The following is a 16,197-nucleotide window of genomic DNA, read 5'->3' as shown; positions in this document are numbered from 1 at the left end:
AACTTATTTTAACGAACTCTGTACTTATTTGCAAAGGGGACGATCGATTTTGAGAGACACAATGATGATTAAAGGTGCACGGGAGAACAACCTGAAGAATATTTCACTTTCGATTCCGAAGTATAAATTGGTTGTTTTAACGGGTCCGTCCGGCTCCGGCAAATCCACGCTGGCAATGGATACCCTTCAGCGAGAATGCCAGAGACAATACATGGAATCGATGGGGTTAACATCGGATTCGATCAGCAAACCAAAAGTGGAGTCGATCACAGGTCTTTCTCCTTCCATCAGCGTAGGACAGCACATTACTAACCGGAATCCACGCTCAACGGTAGGAACAGTGACAGACATTTACACTTACGTTCGTTTCATTTTTTCCAGACTTGGGGAGCGTACATGTCCATTCTGTAACGGCAACATTTCGCCATCGTGGGAAGCGGCTGGTCATCTAACCGAGGAAGACGAATACATGGGTCATCAGATTATGCATTGCCCGCATTGCAATGTCGAGCTGGAGAAATTGGGTATGTCACACTTTTCGTTCAACAAACCGGAGGGTGCTTGTGATGTATGTAGTGGACTGGGGCATGTGGCATCAATCAACGAAGCCGCTGTATTCAATCCTGAGCTTAGTGTGCGGGATGGAGGTGTAGCTTCGTTAAATGGTGTGCATCGGGATATTCAGATCCGAATTCTGGTTGCAGCTGGAGAGCATTTTGGATTCGGATTCGATCCGGATCGGCCATTGAAGGACCTTGGTGAAATCGACCGTGACTTGCTGTACTACGGCGTCGATAGCGAAGAATTCAAGCAGCATTACCCTAATATCAAGCCGATCCAGGGAACCAAGTTCGAAGGTGTAATCCCCGGATTGTGGCGACGCTATAAGGAAAAGGAAGGAGAAGGTGGTGGAACGGAAAAAGACGGACGTTTTTTTCATCAACAGCAGTGTCCTGAATGTCAGGGGGACCGTTTGAAAAAAGAAATTCTATTGGTAAACGTAGCTGGCGCATCTATCTCCGAGGTTACCAACTGGTCATTCAGTAAAGTGCTGGAATGGACGGCAGGACTTCAAGAAGTGATCTTACCCGAGGCACATCATCTGCTTGATCCAATCCTTCATGATCTGCCCACCAAATTGAAGCGCATTATGGATGTTGGACTTGGCTATCTCTCCATGGATCGTCAGACCGTAACTTTATCTGGTGGTGAAGCTCAGCGATTACGACTTGCATCGCTTCTGGGCTCTGGTTTAACGGGTGTATTGTATATTCTGGACGAACCGACAACAGGGCTTCATCCGAAAGATACCATTGGCCTGATTCGTGTACTTCAGGAGCTTCGTGATCTGGGCAATACGATCCTCGTCATTGAACACGATATTGAGATGATGCGTGCTGCCGATCATGTGATCGACATTGGACCTGGTGCTGGAGTCAATGGAGGGATAGTTGTTGGTGAAGGGAGTCTGGAGGATTTAATGGCAAGTGAACTTTCGGTTACGGGAGCTTATCTGAGAAATGAATCTTTGGCTAGTCCTTCTTATAACCGAAGAACAGGTACGGGGCAGCATCTTGCCATCCGGGGAGCGCATTTGCGCAACATCGATATTCCGGTTGTATCTTTTCCATTAGGAACACTGATCTCCGTAACGGGTGTTTCGGGGTCCGGCAAATCCACGCTTGTATTTGATATCCTCGCACAGGGTTTGGAGTCAGGTCTGAAACCAACAGGTTGTGAAGAGATAACAGGCTTGGAGCACGTAGGTGATATCGTTATTTTTGACCAAACTCCGATGGGCAGAATGCAACGGTCGAATGTTGCCACCTACACCGATGTATTTACGCATCTGCGTCAGCTATTCGCTGGTTTGCCAGATGCCAAAGCACGAAAGCTAACTGCGAAGCACTTCTCGTTCAATACACCCGGAGGGCGTTGTGAAACCTGTCAAGGTCTTGGGGTATTGTCTGTAGACATGAACTTCCTGCCTGATCTGGAGGTAACTTGTCATGACTGCAAGGGCAGACGGTTCGTGGATGAAGTGTTACAGGTTCAATACGAAGGCTTCTCGATATCCGATGTCCTAAATATGTCGGTTGCCGAAAGTCTGCCTGTCTTGAAAAGTCAGACCAAAATCGCCGATCTTGTCGAGATGTTGTGTGAAGTTGGACTTGGTTACCTCCAGTGGGGTCAATCAGTTAAAACATTGTCAGGCGGTGAGGGACAGCGGATCAGGCTGGCAAAAGAGCTGAGTAAAAAGACCAAAAAACACACGCTCTATCTGTTGGATGAGCCAACAACCGGCCTTCATCCGTCAGACATCAAGCAACTCCATATTTTGCTGGATAAGCTGGTTGAATCGGGGAATACCGTTCTCGTTGTAGAGCACAGTCTGGAATTGATTCGGGAATCCGATTGGGTTATTGACATTGGCCCAGAAGGTGGCGCAGCGGGTGGCGAGCTGGTAGCCGAAGGTACGCCGGAGCAGGTGGCGGAGATCAGAGCCTCCCATACAGGACAATTTTTGAAGCGTATATTAGCCGAAGGGCTTTAATCAGAATGGATAAGGGGAAAAATAATCATGGTAAAAAGCAATAAATTAGGCGTTATTCTTGCAGGCTTGCTGCTTGCCATTCTTATGGCTTCGATGGATAACACCATCGTTGCCACTGCAATTGGTACCATCGTAGGTGATCTTGGTGGATTTGATAAATTAATGTGGGTCACCTCTGCCTATATGGTTGCAGAGATGGCGGGTATGCCGATCTTCGGTAAACTATCGGATATGTATGGGCGCAAGCGATTTTTCATTTTTGGAATCATTGTATTTATGATTGGTTCTGCATTGTGCGGGACGGCGGATTCCATCATTCAGCTCAGTATTTATCGTGCGATTCAGGGAATCGGCGGCGGGGCGTTGATGCCGATCGCATTTACCATTATGTTTGATGTCGTTCCCGCAGACAAACGGGGTAAAGTGGGGGGACTATTCGGTGCAGTCTTTGGTTTATCCAGTATTTTCGGACCTCTTCTCGGAGCCTATCTTACCGATTACATTCATTGGTCCTGGATTTTCTATATCAACCTGCCACTTGGTCTGATCGCCTTTGTCATGATTGCATTCTTCTATAAAGAATCCGTAGAGCATTCCAAACAGAAAATTGACTATTTTGGCGCATTCACACTGGTAGCTTCCATCGTATGCCTCATGTTTGCACTTGAACTTGGAGGCAAGGAATACGCCTGGAATTCCAGCATGATCGTGGGTTTGTTTGCTGCGTTCGCCGTGCTGATGACTGCATTTGTGTTCATAGAGCGCCGAGTGGCAGAACCGATTATTACATTTAGCATGTTCAAAAATCGACTGTATTCCACCAGCAATCTGATGGCCATATTTAGCGGTGCAGCCTTTATTACAGCTTCCATCTATATCCCCATTTATATTCAGGGTGTACTTGGTGGATCGGCCACCAATTCCGGTCTTGTTCTTCTGCCGATGATGCTTGGATCGGTTGTGACAGCTGCGGGTGGAGGAGCCATGCTTACCAAGCTCAGATACCGCTCCATCATGTTACCTACACTCGCGCTGCTGGTTATTGGTATTGCCTTGCTGACAACGTTAACGACAGATTCCTCCCGATTTATGGTGACTATCTTCATGATTCTGGTTGGTCTGGGCATTGGGTCTTCGTTCTCTGTATTGAGCAATGCAGCCATTCACGGTTTCTCGGCAAGACAGCGTGGTTCGGCCAGTTCAACACTTAACTTCAATAGGGAACTCGGTATGACGTTGGGAATCACGGTATTTGGTATCGTACAAAGTCACGTATTTACGAGTAAATTGGTCTCCTTCTTTGGAAATAGTAATGGTAGTGAGCAGGGTGGTGGCGTGAATCTGAGTGATCCTAGCTTAGTCCTAAAACCGGACACTCGTGCTGATATTCCTGCGCCAATGTTGGATAAGATTACAGAAGCATTGTCCTCATCCATCGTTCATACGTTTGCCTGGGCCATCATTCCGGCCGTTATTGCCCTATTGGCTGCGTGGTTTATGAGTAAGGAAAAATTCGACCCTGCTTCTGAGTCAGATGAATATTTTGCTTCACACTAGCAAGACTATGTAATGGATTTGTATGCTCGATATGACAATTTGTTCTTATCAAAGGAGACCTACGTTATGTCTGAACAAAATGGAAAAGTAATCATTATCACTGGCGGAGCGAGTGGTATTGGTAAAGAAACAGCGCTTCAGCTTTCGGATCTGGGTGCAACGATTGTCATAGCAGACTTTAACGAAGAGGGTGCGAGAAAGCTTGCAACTGAGATTGAAGCAGGTGGTGGCACAGCCGGGGCATACAAAGTGGACGTGTCCAAAGGAGACGAGATCAAAGCTCTGATCGACTGGACCGTAGAGAAATACGGAACATTGAGTGGTATTTTCAACAATGCGGGCATTGGACTTGTGAAGCCATTTCTGGAGATGGACCCGGAATCCTATCACAGAGTAATCGATGTTGACCAACACAGTGTGTATTACGGCATGTATTATGGCGCAAAAAAAATGGTTGAACTGAATGTACAGGGTACCATTGTAAATACAGCTTCGATCTATGGCAGTATTGCTGCGGTGGGAAGCTTTAACTACAATGCAGCCAAGGCAGCTGTCGTGATGATGTCCAAATCCGGTGCCTTGGAACTTGCCGAACATGGCATTCGTGTGGTTGGTGTAGCGCCAGGCTTCATTGAAACACCGATTCTGGGTGATGACAAAGCGATGAAGGATGCGCTTGCCACGCAACATATGCGCGGAGAGCTCATTCAACCGGAGAAAGTTGCGAGTGTTGTAGCCTTCCTGTTCAGTGACGCTGCAAGTGCAGTGAATGGTACAACGGTTGCAGTAGATGATGGATTCCTCAGCTTCAAAACAAAATAAGATTTGAGTTGTAAGTTTGCCACTCCGTATCTGAAAAATAAAAGAAAAACGGTGCAGAACGAATAAATCGTTCTACACCGTTTTTTTGTATCCCATAATAAGAAGAGTATTTATTATGAAAATAATTCTATATAGTCATCCCAGTAGTTCAGAGATCATGATACAATAAGCAGGCATGCGTCTTTTATCATTTTGTGGTGTCATAGACAATACGCACACCGAGAGAGCCATAGCTCTCTTCTTTGTAGTGACATTCGGAGCATGTTTTTGTAGCACATAACGCATCACTGTGAACTTGTAATTTTTCGTTACACAGCGGGCATTTATTTTCAAAAAGAGTCTTCAACACGTTAAACATGCTTAATCACTCATTTCGGATTAATTTACTTGGTTTTTATTATAGCCGATTATTTTAACTGCGTATACTGTTTTTTGCATCTTTTTTATACCGCAAGAAAGGAAGAAAAACCGATGGATACTCTGCTTTTTGTCATCATGTTTATACTGGGTCTGGTCGGTTCCTTCTTCTCCGGTTTATTGGGTATTGGTGGAGCCATAATTAATTACCCGCTGCTGCTGTATGTACCTTCTCTCATGGGACTGGAACCATTCTCGGCACATGAGGTGTCGTCGATCAGCATGTTTCAGGTGTTTTTTGCCTCACTCGCTGGTGTGGTTGCCTACATTAGGAGAACAAGGAAAGGGGAGAAGAGCGAAGCTCTTATTCATAAAGGTCTGGTAGCTTATATGGGCTCCAGTATTCTTGTCGGCAGTCTAATTGGAGGTTTCATATCCGGTCATTTGAATGGAGAAGTCATCAATCTGATCTATGGCATTCTGGCCATTATTGCGATTGTACTTATGCTGATTCCCGGTAAGGGAACAGAAGGCTCGGCTGGACAGCTGACATTCAACACATATGTTGCGGCAGGATCGGCTCTTGCCGTGGGGATCGTTTCAGGAATTGTTGGTGCGGGTGGTGCTTTTATATTGATTCCGATCATGCTCACCGTGCTTAAGATCCCTACCCGGACAACCATTGCTTCTTCACTTGCGATCGTGTTCATCTCCGCCATTGGTGGGGTGGTGGGAAAGATTATGGGTGGAGACATTCCGCTGGAGCCGATTATTTATACGGTTATTGGGAGTCTGCTTGGTGCTTCACTCGGTTCCAAAGTAAGCTCAATGATTAATGTGAGACTGCTTCGGTATGGACTGATGGTTCTTATTGCCATTACAGCGGTAAAGGTATGGTCTTCGATATTGTAAAACCACATAGGATTGAAGCGACCATGACGATTTCGTAACCAAACGGATGGAATGCCGTATAAAGGTTATGAACATGAGGTGGCGAATTTGTTGTTGCATGAATTCACATCAGTTTTCGTCCATGGAGCACCCTCAAACTCCTTTCATGGATACATGTTTAACATTCTGAGAAGTTGAGGTATCCATCCTATGAATAACGTACTTACAGATCAGGCTGATGCAGGATATCGGCTGGCTGAGCAGAAGGCAGCTCAGTATTTTACTTCTCTTCATGAACAACTTCTGAATAACACGTATACAACTGCGCTTACGCAAGATATTCACTTGTGGCAAAAGAAACATATTCAATCTTTTTCCTGGTTATCTTTTTTATCACCAAGTCGAAAAAAACCGGATTCCCGGGATGCTCATAGATATATCCATTGGCTGAATGTTACAGGCAAACTGGATGATTACCTGGACCGCAGTATTTCTTACATTTATATGAGAGATCTGGGCAAAGCACTGGATTCCTCGGACACGCAAGCACGCATACAGCGTGTTGCTCAGGATACCAAAGCGTATTTTATGCGTTCAAATACAACCCATCACAAGGAAAGTCCGGATTATATCAGTCTGGCCGCCTTGTATCGCTGGGCTCAGAAGGAGAACGTGGAAACAGCCGTTATCTGGGTCATCAGCAAATTAAAAAATGTCGCTTCCAATATCCCCAAAGAACTGGACGCAGAACAGGCACAGCGCAAACTGCTCAAGATTATTCTGGGCGTTGTTCTGCATGTGAACGATGATATGAATGATGAGACTCCACAGGCAGAACGTTCAGAGAGGCTAGATGCTGCGATTCGGCTTGGTTATTCTTACGGACTGACCTATCCATTTATTGATGACCTGCTCGATTCGCAGGCGTTGACTGCACAAGAGAAGGAGCAATATTCTCTCTTGATTCGCAATGCGCTTCTCACCGGGATCGTGCCCGATATCGGCGAATGGAAGGGAGCCAATCTCCAAGTCATTCAATATGTTCACTCCGAGCTTCGTGATGCGTTTGAGTATATTAAGAACTACCAGCGCCCTGAGACGCAGCGTACGTTCTTCGAGCAATCTTATGTATTCTTTCAGTCTCAGGAAATAGACCGTGCCAAAAAACTGTCCAACGCGAATTATTCCAATGAAGAACTTTATATTCCGATTATTATTAAATCCTCATCCTCCAGACTCATTGTTCGCTCCGTGCTCAGTGCATCTGCGGATGAAGGGTTTGATCTGCGGACGTTCTACTATGGCATATATAATCAGCTCGCGGACGATTTCGCTGATATGTTTGACGATATGGAGGATGGGGCAGTGACTCCGTATACCTACTATCTGAAGTATCGTGACCTGCGGCCTGATCTGATCAATCCGTATGAGCTATACTGGGCGGTTATTTCCTATCTGATTCATGAAGTATACCATTCGGATGCGAAGACCCGGGAGGTCATACTGGATCGGGCTATTAATGGTCTAAAGCGTTGTAGAGCGCGTTTGGGTCAAGAACAATACAACGAAGTGATGAATATCTTTGCCTCCGGACAACCGGAATTCAATCGTCTCATTCAGCAAATGGTACGAAAAGCCGATGATGTTGATTTTCTGGATAAATTGCTGCGGGATCAGGTCATCCTCCAATTGCAAAATGACAAGCGCGAAAAACAGGATTTTCTGGATACGATTCGTACGGTTCGTGAACAGATTAATATTGAATTACAGATTTCCAAGCCGGGTGGACTTCCAGAGATGAAAGGAACGCTTATTGATGCAGCGAATTACAGTCTGCAGGGAGATGGAAAACGGCTTAGGCCGATCCTGACCTGGGTGATGGGTGTACGTGAATATGGACTGCATGAATCGTCAATCATTCCTCTTCTGAGATCACTGGAATACATGCATACCGCATCACTGATCTTTGATGATCTGCCGACCCAGGATAATGCTTCGACCCGGCGAGGCCGTTCCACCTTACATCAGGTGCATAATAGCGCAACTGCGGAATTAACAGGATTATTTCTCATCCAAAAGGCCATTGGCGAGCAATCTTCCCTCAATCAATTTGATGCCGCAACCGTGCTTACCCTGATTCAATATTCCGCTGAAAAAGCAGAGGATATGTGTATGGGACAGGCGATGGATCTGAATGCCAAAGGAAAAACGCTGACCCTGGAACAATTGAACATGATCTGTTTCTACAAAACAGGTATTGCTTTCGAGGCTGCACTTGTGATGCCCGCCATTCTGGCTCAGGTGAAGGACGTAGAGATTGAAGCCTTAAAAAAGTTTGCGTATCATGCAGGTATTGCCTTTCAAATTAAGGATGACCTGCTGGATCTGGAAGGGGATCATCGGATACTCGGTAAGCCGGCAGGTCAGGACGTTAGGAACAACAGTTCAACCTTTGTATCCATTCTGGGTGAAGATGGTGCGAAGAAAGAGATGTGGGAGCACTATTGTCTGGCAACCGATGCGCTGAACGAAATGCCAAAGCCGATTTCTTTTTTAAGACATCTGTTGGATTACATCATTGGACGGGAGCGGTAAAATCGTTCTTGACTAAATCCCATTTCCATGTTCAGCAAGGTTTATATGAAATCAAAAAAAAGTTGCCTGGATTCCATACGAATAGAATCCAGGCCTTGTTTTGCTTTATTGACACAAACTTTTAGAAAATGAGATGTTTCAACAATGGAAAAATCGGGTATTAAGCAAATATTGTGTTTATACACCAAAAGGAGAGCTAAAGATGCAGGTTCAAAAGGTCGATCATCACGAATTGTTTGAGCAGATTTATAATCAAGCACCTATTGGGATTGCACTTGTTGCTCCAACAGGACAGTGGATGAAAGTGAATCCTGCTTTTTGCAGTATGCTGGGTTATACAGCTCAAGAATTAATCCTTCTTCATTACAAGGAGATCACCCATGCGGATGATTTTGCACAGGATCTGAAGTACGAACGTGAACTGTGTGAAGGAAAATCACAAGAGTACAGGTACGAAAAGCGTTATATTCAGAAAAACGGAGACATTTTATGGATATCAATGCATATATCATTGGCTCGAAACGAAGTCAGCGGTGAACCGTTGTATTTTATCTGCCATGTTGTAGATATTACGGATCATAAAACAACCGAACTAAAGTTGCTTCAAACGGAAGAAATGTTCAAACTCATTTCCGATAATGCACAGGAAATCATCTATATTGCAACTTTTGATGGCATTTGTCGTTATTGTTCTCCTTCCATTTATAAGTTGCTTGGTTACACTCCAGAGGAAGTGGTGGGCAATAATAATACCGCCATTTTTCACCCGCAGGACCTGGATCGTGTCTCGCAGATCGATTTGAGCACAGGTCATATGTTGAATATGCAGGTTCAGCATAAAGATGGACATAGTCTTTGGTTTGAAACCACTTATAAGGTTATTGGGGACTCTGGACAGGAACAACAAATTCTTGCCATTGGTCGGGATATATCGGAGAGAAAGAAACATGAGGAAATTAGTGCAGAAGCTGAACGGATAGCCATGATCGGCAGTTGGGAGTGGAACATGCTCAATGACCATGTTTCCATGTCTGAGCAGATATTCGAGATTTTCGAAATAGACAACAACAAACTGTATAAGGGCAGCGATATCTTTGCATTCATGGAACAAGCGGAGGAGCAGCGGTTGAAGGAGTGTATTGAATGGGTGAAAACGGGTCAACCGCTTGATTTTGAATACCGGCATCTGGGCTCAAATGGTAAAGAAAAGTATCTTCATCTGCGAGGATTAATTACATTTGATGAAGATCAACAACCGATACAGTTAAACGGAACTTTGCAGGATATTACAGAGCGTAAACTCGTCGAATTCAAACTTCAGGAATCGGTGGAACGTTATACTTCACTCAAAAAATATAATCATGATGCCATCATTTCTTTTGATATGGACGGCAATATTATAAATGCCAACCCGGTAGCTATGAAAATGACTGGATGCCCGGTTGCGGAAATGATTGGGACAAGTATATGTCGATTTATCGGACCGTATCATCTTGGACTTATTCTCAATAGCCAGTATGAGATGGCTGAAAAAGAAATCAATGCTGTTCAGCACGTAAATGGTTCTGAGACAGAAGTTTTGGCAACGCTTGCGCCTATCATTATTAATGAGAAAAACGTAGGATTCTACCTGATTGCCAAGGATATTACGGAACAGAAAAAGCTTCTTGTAGCCAAAGAGACTGCTGAACGAATGAATAAGGCCAAAAGTGAGTTTTTGGCGATGATGAGTCATGAGATCCGTACACCCATGAACGGCGTGATTGGGATGACGGATTTGCTTCTGGATACGCCTGGACTTAGCGGAGAACAAAAGGAATACATTGAGATCATTCAAAAGAGCGGGGATTCACTGCTTGCGATTATCAATGATATTCTGGACTTTTCCAAAATAGAGTCAGGTAAAACCGATCTGGTGGATGAGCCCTTTGATCTGAAAGAGATTGTGACAGAGACGGTTAAGATCGTAACACCAATGATTCGGGAGAAACAGTTGGATCTTCGTTTAAGCCTGGATGACGCCATTCCTGTTCCCTTGTTTGGGGATGCTTACCGTCTAAAACAAGTCCTAACCAACATCATTGGTAATGCAGTAAAGTTCACCCCGGAAGGTAGTATTGAGATCGAAGTGAAGGTTATTGGACAAGAATATAATGACGTTCAATTTCAGTTCAAGGTGAAGGATACAGGGATTGGAATTCCAGTGGAGAAAAGAGAGCATTTATTCGAAGCCTTCTACCAATTGGAGAATTTCATGACACGCAAGCCTCAAGGTACCGGACTTGGACTAGCTATCAGCAAAAAGCTTGTAGAGCTTATGCAGGGGGATATCTGGATTGAGGATTCGGACGCTACGGGGACCACATTTATGTTTACAGCGTCGTTTAAAGCCAGCAACATGGAGGATTTCAACAGATACGATCTACAACAGAAAAAGAATAAAACAGATCAACTTCGAATTCTGATTGCCGAGGACAATGAGGTGAACCAACTTGTTCTGCGCCGGATGATTGAGAAGAAAGGGCATCTTGTCGATTATGTAGTAAATGGAATCGAGGCAGTGGAAGCTGTCAAACGAAGTGCGTACGATATTGTGTTCATGGATGTGCACATGCCTAGGCTGAACGGATTCGAAGCGACCAAAGCGATTAAGGAATTGATGCGGCCAGAGGCATGCCCTTATATTGTTGCGGTTACCGCAAACGCAGTTCGAGGGGATATGGACAAATGTCTGAAGGCTGGAATGGATGCTTATGTAAGCAAACCAATTAAAAGTGAATCCATTATGCAAGTGATGGAGGAGTTTTACAAAATAAAGAAATATCCCACTGCATACAATTGAAATCAACATTCCGTAGGAACGGATTCTTGATTGGCAATGGCCGCTCTTTTATCAATGGATAAAGGAGCGGCTTTTTTTGCATGTTCATTTTGCGGAATGCTAAACTACTGGTTTTTGATCCATAGTTTGGAGATATCCATGAACCCAAACTCAGCGGTATGAAGACCAAACAGACTTTGATTAAGCAATGCTTTTTTATTCATGTGGCAGCCATACAATATCCAGCAGTTATCACGGAGCAAATCCTCAGCTTCGTTAAGCAGCGATGACCTTTGTTCTTCATTCTGCTGTAGGAAATTCTCCATTTTTCGATAGAATACGGACTGTAAATCAGGTGATAAACAGATATGAAAATAGTTACGTTTGTTGATGAAGAAATTAATCATGCCAAATTGCCAGTCATCTTCCAAAACTTCTTCTGCGATAATTAGGTCGGCTTCGCTTGTTTCCCTCACATTGGGAAATTCAACGAAGGGTTGCAACTCAATACATAAACCAATGCTTGCTCCGCGTTGTTTAAGCCATTCTGCTTCTTTTTGGTCTTTAGCTACAGTATACGCAAGGATGATTTTTTCTCCCCGGTATCCGCTGCTGTGCAGGAGGTCACGTGCATCCTCAAGAGAAGACTCGCGCCAAGCGTGCTCCGCGCTTTTCCAGGGAAGAAAGCTGTTTGCCGGTGTAATTCGATTGCTGCCCAGTTCTCTCACCAAAGCGACTGGATCGAAAACCATTCGCATGGCTTGCCGAAATTCCAGTTGATGATGAATACCGATTTTACGAAAATTAATCAGCATGTATCGGCATCCTGTTGCTGGATAATCAACACTGTTACTCCCCGTCTCGTCTGCAGCCAATTTCAGTCGGTCTGTTCCCGGCAATTCATAATGACGTTCATATGGACCCAGATTCGGGACAAACCAAATATCTACTCGATCCAGATGAGGGCGGATTCCATAATAGGCATCGAATGCGCTTATTGTCAGCACCGTTTCATTTATTTCATTGATCCGAAAAGGTCCGGTACCGATCAATTGTTGGGATACATCGACATCATAGGGGAGAATCGTCATTGAGACACAACTAAGCAAGTTCAGGAAAAAACGATTAGGCCGACTTAGATAAAAACGAATGCAGTAATCCCCGACAACTTCGGTACGCTCAATATCACGGTATAGCCAAATGAATGGACTGTCTACAGTGCACAAGCGTTGCAATGTAGCTTGGACATCTAGGGATGTCATTACCCGACCATGGTGGAATCGCACACCTTTGCGAAGATAGAAAATCCAAACTCTTTGATCCTCGTTGTACTCCCACATATGCGCCAGATCCGGCAGGAAGGTTCCTGTTTTGGCGTCATAGGTAATTAGCGTGCTGCATACCTGCCCAAGCAGGTAGGTTTCAAAAGCAGTGTACACAAAGGCAGGGTCCAGCTCTGACAATCTTCGTGACCTTACCATGCGAAGCACGTCCTGACCGGAAGAGCTCTCGGCATGACTGTGGAATCCCATCTGTTTATTTAATGAATTCAGCAGCCGTTCCCGGAGAGCGTCGTTCTTCTCTGTGCTGCCAATCAACTCGATCGCTTCCTTCATTTTACCTCTGCCCATGAGTTCCAAAAAGCTCTCCTCGAGCGCCTCATTCACACTGCGCAGCAATGTCATCTCAGAATGATGTCCGCGGCCTCGCCCAGGCTGCCAGTGAATAAAGCTTTGTTCTTCCAGCTTGCGCAGAATAAACTTCACGTTTCGTGGAGTGCAGCATAGGGCGGCGGAAAGACTTTCGATCGTTACCGGAACCGCTTCATGCAATTGAAGAGAAAGTTCTTTTGCTGTGGCGAGACGCAGATAGTGAGTTGTTGCTGTATCCATATGAATGTGCTCCTTCATAAAAGGTGAAATGTGCTCGCGTTTTCTTACACTTTTATTTCCCCCTTTGATCCATACAATTATACATAAAGGGATAGGGCAAAGGTAGCCCATCTGAGACAAAAACATCTAGAACAGGAGAACCATACGCATGAAGCAGCATTTACGTCAAATTCACCCTTTAGCCTGGACAATCATTGTTGGAACGATGTTTGGACGTCTCGTTACGTCCATGAGCATCCCGTTTTTATCCATTTATCTGACTCAGGTACTGGGAGCTACACCCACACAGACTGGAATTACCGTCGCGGTCAGTTCTCTGGCGGGGGTTATGGTCAGCTTTTATGGAGGTTATATTTCCGATCGGATCGGCCGTAAAGTGGTCATGATGATCTCTGTATTTGGCTGGGCCTGTGTTTTCTTTATCTTTTCAGCAGCTGAGCATCTGTGGGTATTTTTTGTAGCCAATACGTTAAACGGTTTATGCCGCGCCGTGTTTGAGCCCACTTCACGTGCACTTCTATCGGATATTACTCCATCGCAAAATAAACTGCTTGTCTTCAATCTCAGATATGCGGCCATTAATCTGGGTGTCGTGTTTGGACCGATTATCGGTCTTCAGCTTGGATCAGCGGAGTCTACATTTCCGTTCATGATCTCCGGGTTGGTATATATCGTTTACGGCTTGGTTTTGTTCCTGCAATTTCGATTGCAGCGTGCAAATCTGCCGGAACATGTTCAGGTCGCAGCACCTCGTTTACGAGATGCACTGGCTACTACGGGACGCGACCGTGTATTTTTGCCAGTACTTATCGGAACTACGTTTTGCGTACTCGGGTATGGGCACTTTAGCTCGACCTTGGCTCAGTATGTGGCCCAGAATCCTCTCTTTGAACATGGAAGTCAAGTGTTTTCCTATATGCTTTCACTCAATGCGTTGACTGTGCTTGTAATCCAATTCCCGATTGTGCGAGTGGCCAGCAAATTCCCGCCAGTTGTACCCCTCATACTTGGAAACGTGCTGGTCGCAACAAGTCTGTTCCTATTTGGCATAGCTGAAGGTGTTATGCTGCTGATGATCAGTGTCATTCTGTTCACCATTGGGGAAGTGCTCATGTTCACCATGATGGATATGCTGATTGACCGTATTGCCAAACCTGAATGGAAAGGGACCTACTTTGGCACGATTGGATTCAATAACTTGGGGAGCGTCATGGCACCGATTCTTGGAGGGCTCCTATTAACCCAATTTGGGACGGGGAATGGTCTGTTCGTTTTTGTACCGCTGGCACTGACCACTGCACTTGGACTGCCTTTTCTTATCGTAGCGCATAAGCGCCTTGTCGTCAGGGAGAGGGAAGTTAATGTTTAATCTCAGAGAAATTCCCTATCTGGGTTATGATCGTTGAAATCGCTGCATATGATGTTCAGTGTCATGAAGGAAATAACAATTAAGTTAATATTATCTTGACGGATTACAGTGGAGCGAATACAATAAACAACAAATATGTGTGACGGGTGGTTAAGATGAACATGTTCCAGACAGGGCGCATTCTGAATCGATAACTGAATACGCATGAGCAAGTGACTTAACCAATTTTTTTGTGTTGGCGTTTGGACAGTCATGTTTGTGCACCCCTGTCGTGGACGCTCATCATTATTGCGTGCAGAGGAGAAATCCGGAAACGCTTCTTATTTCATATGGTTCTCTTATTGTTACAAGCTGTAGATGAACATTAGTTCATCTATGGCTTTTTTGCATGCATTCCACCCAATTTGTTGCACATGGAAGGGAGATTTTGTAGTGCTTTTTGGTGGGGAATCACCCCTAAGGGGAGAAAGAGAGGCAGCAATATGAAACGACCTACTCAAAGTTATACCATATGGTTTTCTCAACGAACCGGCAGTACTCTGCTGGGTGAAGCCTTAAGTTCTACGGGTGTCGCAGGATATCCGAGTGAGTGGCTGCATTATCAGCATAAGAGTCCAGACACATTAAAGCGTGAAGATCTGGAGCAGATCTGGGATCAGGGTACAACATCGAACGGAGTATTCGGAATCAAAATTAATTTTGAACAACGATGGATAGACGCATTCCGCAGTCTCTATAGTCTACCAACAGCGTTATCGCGTGCTGAGGTATGGAGTACGGGCTTTCCAAATTGCACAAAGCATATTTACATGACGCGTCGCAACAAAGTCAGATTGGCTGTGTCATGGTGGAGAGCCATTGTCTCGGGTGAATGGCACCGCAAGCACGGAGACAGCCCCCAGTTACAAGATATTGCAGATCAATATAACTTTGATGCGATTAAACACCTGCTTGTGGAGAGTAATATGTGCGAAGCTGCCATTGAAGATTTTCTGTCCGAGTCAGGTATTGTGTCGTTGACAATTGTTTATGAGGATTTTATACAAGATTACGAAGGGACCGTCATGAAAGTGCTAGCGTTTTTGGATGTTCAAACTGACGGTGTAATCGTATCGCCCCCGTTCTTTGACCAGATTGCAGACGAGATTTCTGAACAATGGGTGCAAAGATTTCGGGAAGAATGCCAGAGGGATTGGGAGAATGTTAAATGGTAAACACACTTGGTAAGATTCATCCACGGGTAGGAAATGTTGCATTTATTGTTATTATGTATGATTCATCTTAGTGAGGAAGCAAAATGCTTTGAATCACCAAAATCAAATAGAAATGTTATACGAAG

At 44.8% G+C, this 16,197-nt stretch carries 9 protein-coding genes; 8 read left to right on the top strand and 1 reads right to left on the bottom strand.

Annotation, left to right across the window (positions count from 1 at the left end):
• The first annotated feature begins 49 nt into the window (after positions 1 to 49).
• The 6 genes from uvrA (at position 50) to DC345_RS05640 (ending at position 11,618) form a co-directional block, all read left to right on the top strand.
• Complete coding sequence (uvrA, locus tag DC345_RS05665; protein ID WP_113052274.1) at positions 50 to 2,554, top strand: excinuclease ABC subunit UvrA; 2,505 nt, start codon at positions 50 to 52, stop codon at positions 2,552 to 2,554.
• A 27-nt stretch (positions 2,555 to 2,581) separates the two neighbouring features.
• A complete protein-coding gene (locus DC345_RS05660; protein WP_113052273.1) occupies positions 2,582 to 4,111 on the top strand; it encodes an MDR family MFS transporter in 1,530 nt (509 codons plus the stop codon).
• A gap of 66 nt (positions 4,112 to 4,177) precedes the next feature.
• Entirely contained in the window at positions 4,178 to 4,933 is a 756-nt protein-coding gene (locus tag DC345_RS05655) for an SDR family NAD(P)-dependent oxidoreductase (RefSeq protein ID WP_113052272.1), read from the top strand.
• Positions 4,934 to 5,404: 471 nt separating this feature from the next.
• On the top strand, positions 5,405 to 6,202 hold the full coding sequence (locus tag DC345_RS05650) for a sulfite exporter TauE/SafE family protein (RefSeq protein WP_113052271.1): 798 nt from the start codon (positions 5,405 to 5,407) through the stop codon (positions 6,200 to 6,202).
• Between the two features lie 189 nt (positions 6,203 to 6,391).
• Entirely contained in the window at positions 6,392 to 8,776 is a 2,385-nt protein-coding gene (locus tag DC345_RS05645; RefSeq protein ID WP_113052270.1) for a polyprenyl synthetase family protein, read from the top strand.
• A gap of 202 nt (positions 8,777 to 8,978) precedes the next feature.
• Positions 8,979 to 11,618: a PAS domain S-box protein gene (locus DC345_RS05640; protein WP_181586497.1), complete on the top strand. Its 2,640-nt coding sequence runs from the start codon at positions 8,979 to 8,981 to the stop codon at positions 11,616 to 11,618.
• Positions 11,619 to 11,722: 104 nt separating this feature from the next.
• Here DC345_RS05640 and DC345_RS05635 read toward each other — a convergent pair whose 3' ends face one another.
• Positions 11,723 to 13,489, bottom strand: a complete 1,767-nt coding sequence (locus DC345_RS05635) for an ABC transporter substrate-binding protein (protein ID WP_113052268.1) — start codon at positions 13,487 to 13,489, stop codon at positions 11,723 to 11,725.
• A gap of 148 nt (positions 13,490 to 13,637) precedes the next feature.
• On the opposite strand from DC345_RS05635, the gene DC345_RS05630 reads away from it, so the two are divergent.
• Positions 13,638 to 14,858, top strand: coding sequence for an MDR family MFS transporter (locus tag DC345_RS05630; RefSeq protein ID WP_113052267.1), 1,221 nt, complete (start codon positions 13,638 to 13,640; stop codon positions 14,856 to 14,858).
• 482 nt (positions 14,859 to 15,340) lie between these two features.
• The gene (locus DC345_RS05625; RefSeq protein ID WP_113052266.1) at positions 15,341 to 16,072 is read left to right on the top strand and encodes a Stf0 family sulfotransferase; all 732 of its coding nucleotides are present in this window, start codon (positions 15,341 to 15,343) and stop codon (positions 16,070 to 16,072) included.
• Positions 16,073 to 16,197 lie beyond the last annotated feature (125 nt).

The sequence above is a fragment of the Paenibacillus taichungensis genome (assembly GCF_003287275.1).
Taxonomy (GTDB): Bacteria; Bacillota; Bacilli; order Paenibacillales; family Paenibacillaceae; genus Paenibacillus; species Paenibacillus taichungensis_A.
This window is presented reverse-complemented; position numbering and strand designations above follow the sequence as displayed.

Bases quoted from the DNA above. Each gene is read 5' to 3' on its own strand.
- DC345_RS05625 (WP_113052266.1), top strand. From the start codon at position 15,341: ATGAAACGACCTACTCAAAGTTATACCATATGGTTTTCTCAACGAACC.
- DC345_RS05645 (WP_113052270.1), top strand. From the start codon at position 6,392: ATGAATAACGTACTTACAGATCAGGCTGATGCAGGATATCGGCTGGCT.
- DC345_RS05630 (WP_113052267.1), top strand. From the start codon at position 13,638: ATGAAGCAGCATTTACGTCAAATTCACCCTTTAGCCTGGACAATCATT.
- DC345_RS05640 (WP_181586497.1), top strand. From the start codon at position 8,979: ATGCAGGTTCAAAAGGTCGATCATCACGAATTGTTTGAGCAGATTTAT.
- DC345_RS05655 (WP_113052272.1), top strand. From the start codon at position 4,178: ATGTCTGAACAAAATGGAAAAGTAATCATTATCACTGGCGGAGCGAGT.
- DC345_RS05635 (WP_113052268.1), bottom strand. From the start codon at position 13,489: ATGGATACAGCAACAACTCACTATCTGCGTCTCGCCACAGCAAAAGAA.
- DC345_RS05660 (WP_113052273.1), top strand. From the start codon at position 2,582: ATGGTAAAAAGCAATAAATTAGGCGTTATTCTTGCAGGCTTGCTGCTT.
- DC345_RS05650 (WP_113052271.1), top strand. From the start codon at position 5,405: ATGGATACTCTGCTTTTTGTCATCATGTTTATACTGGGTCTGGTCGGT.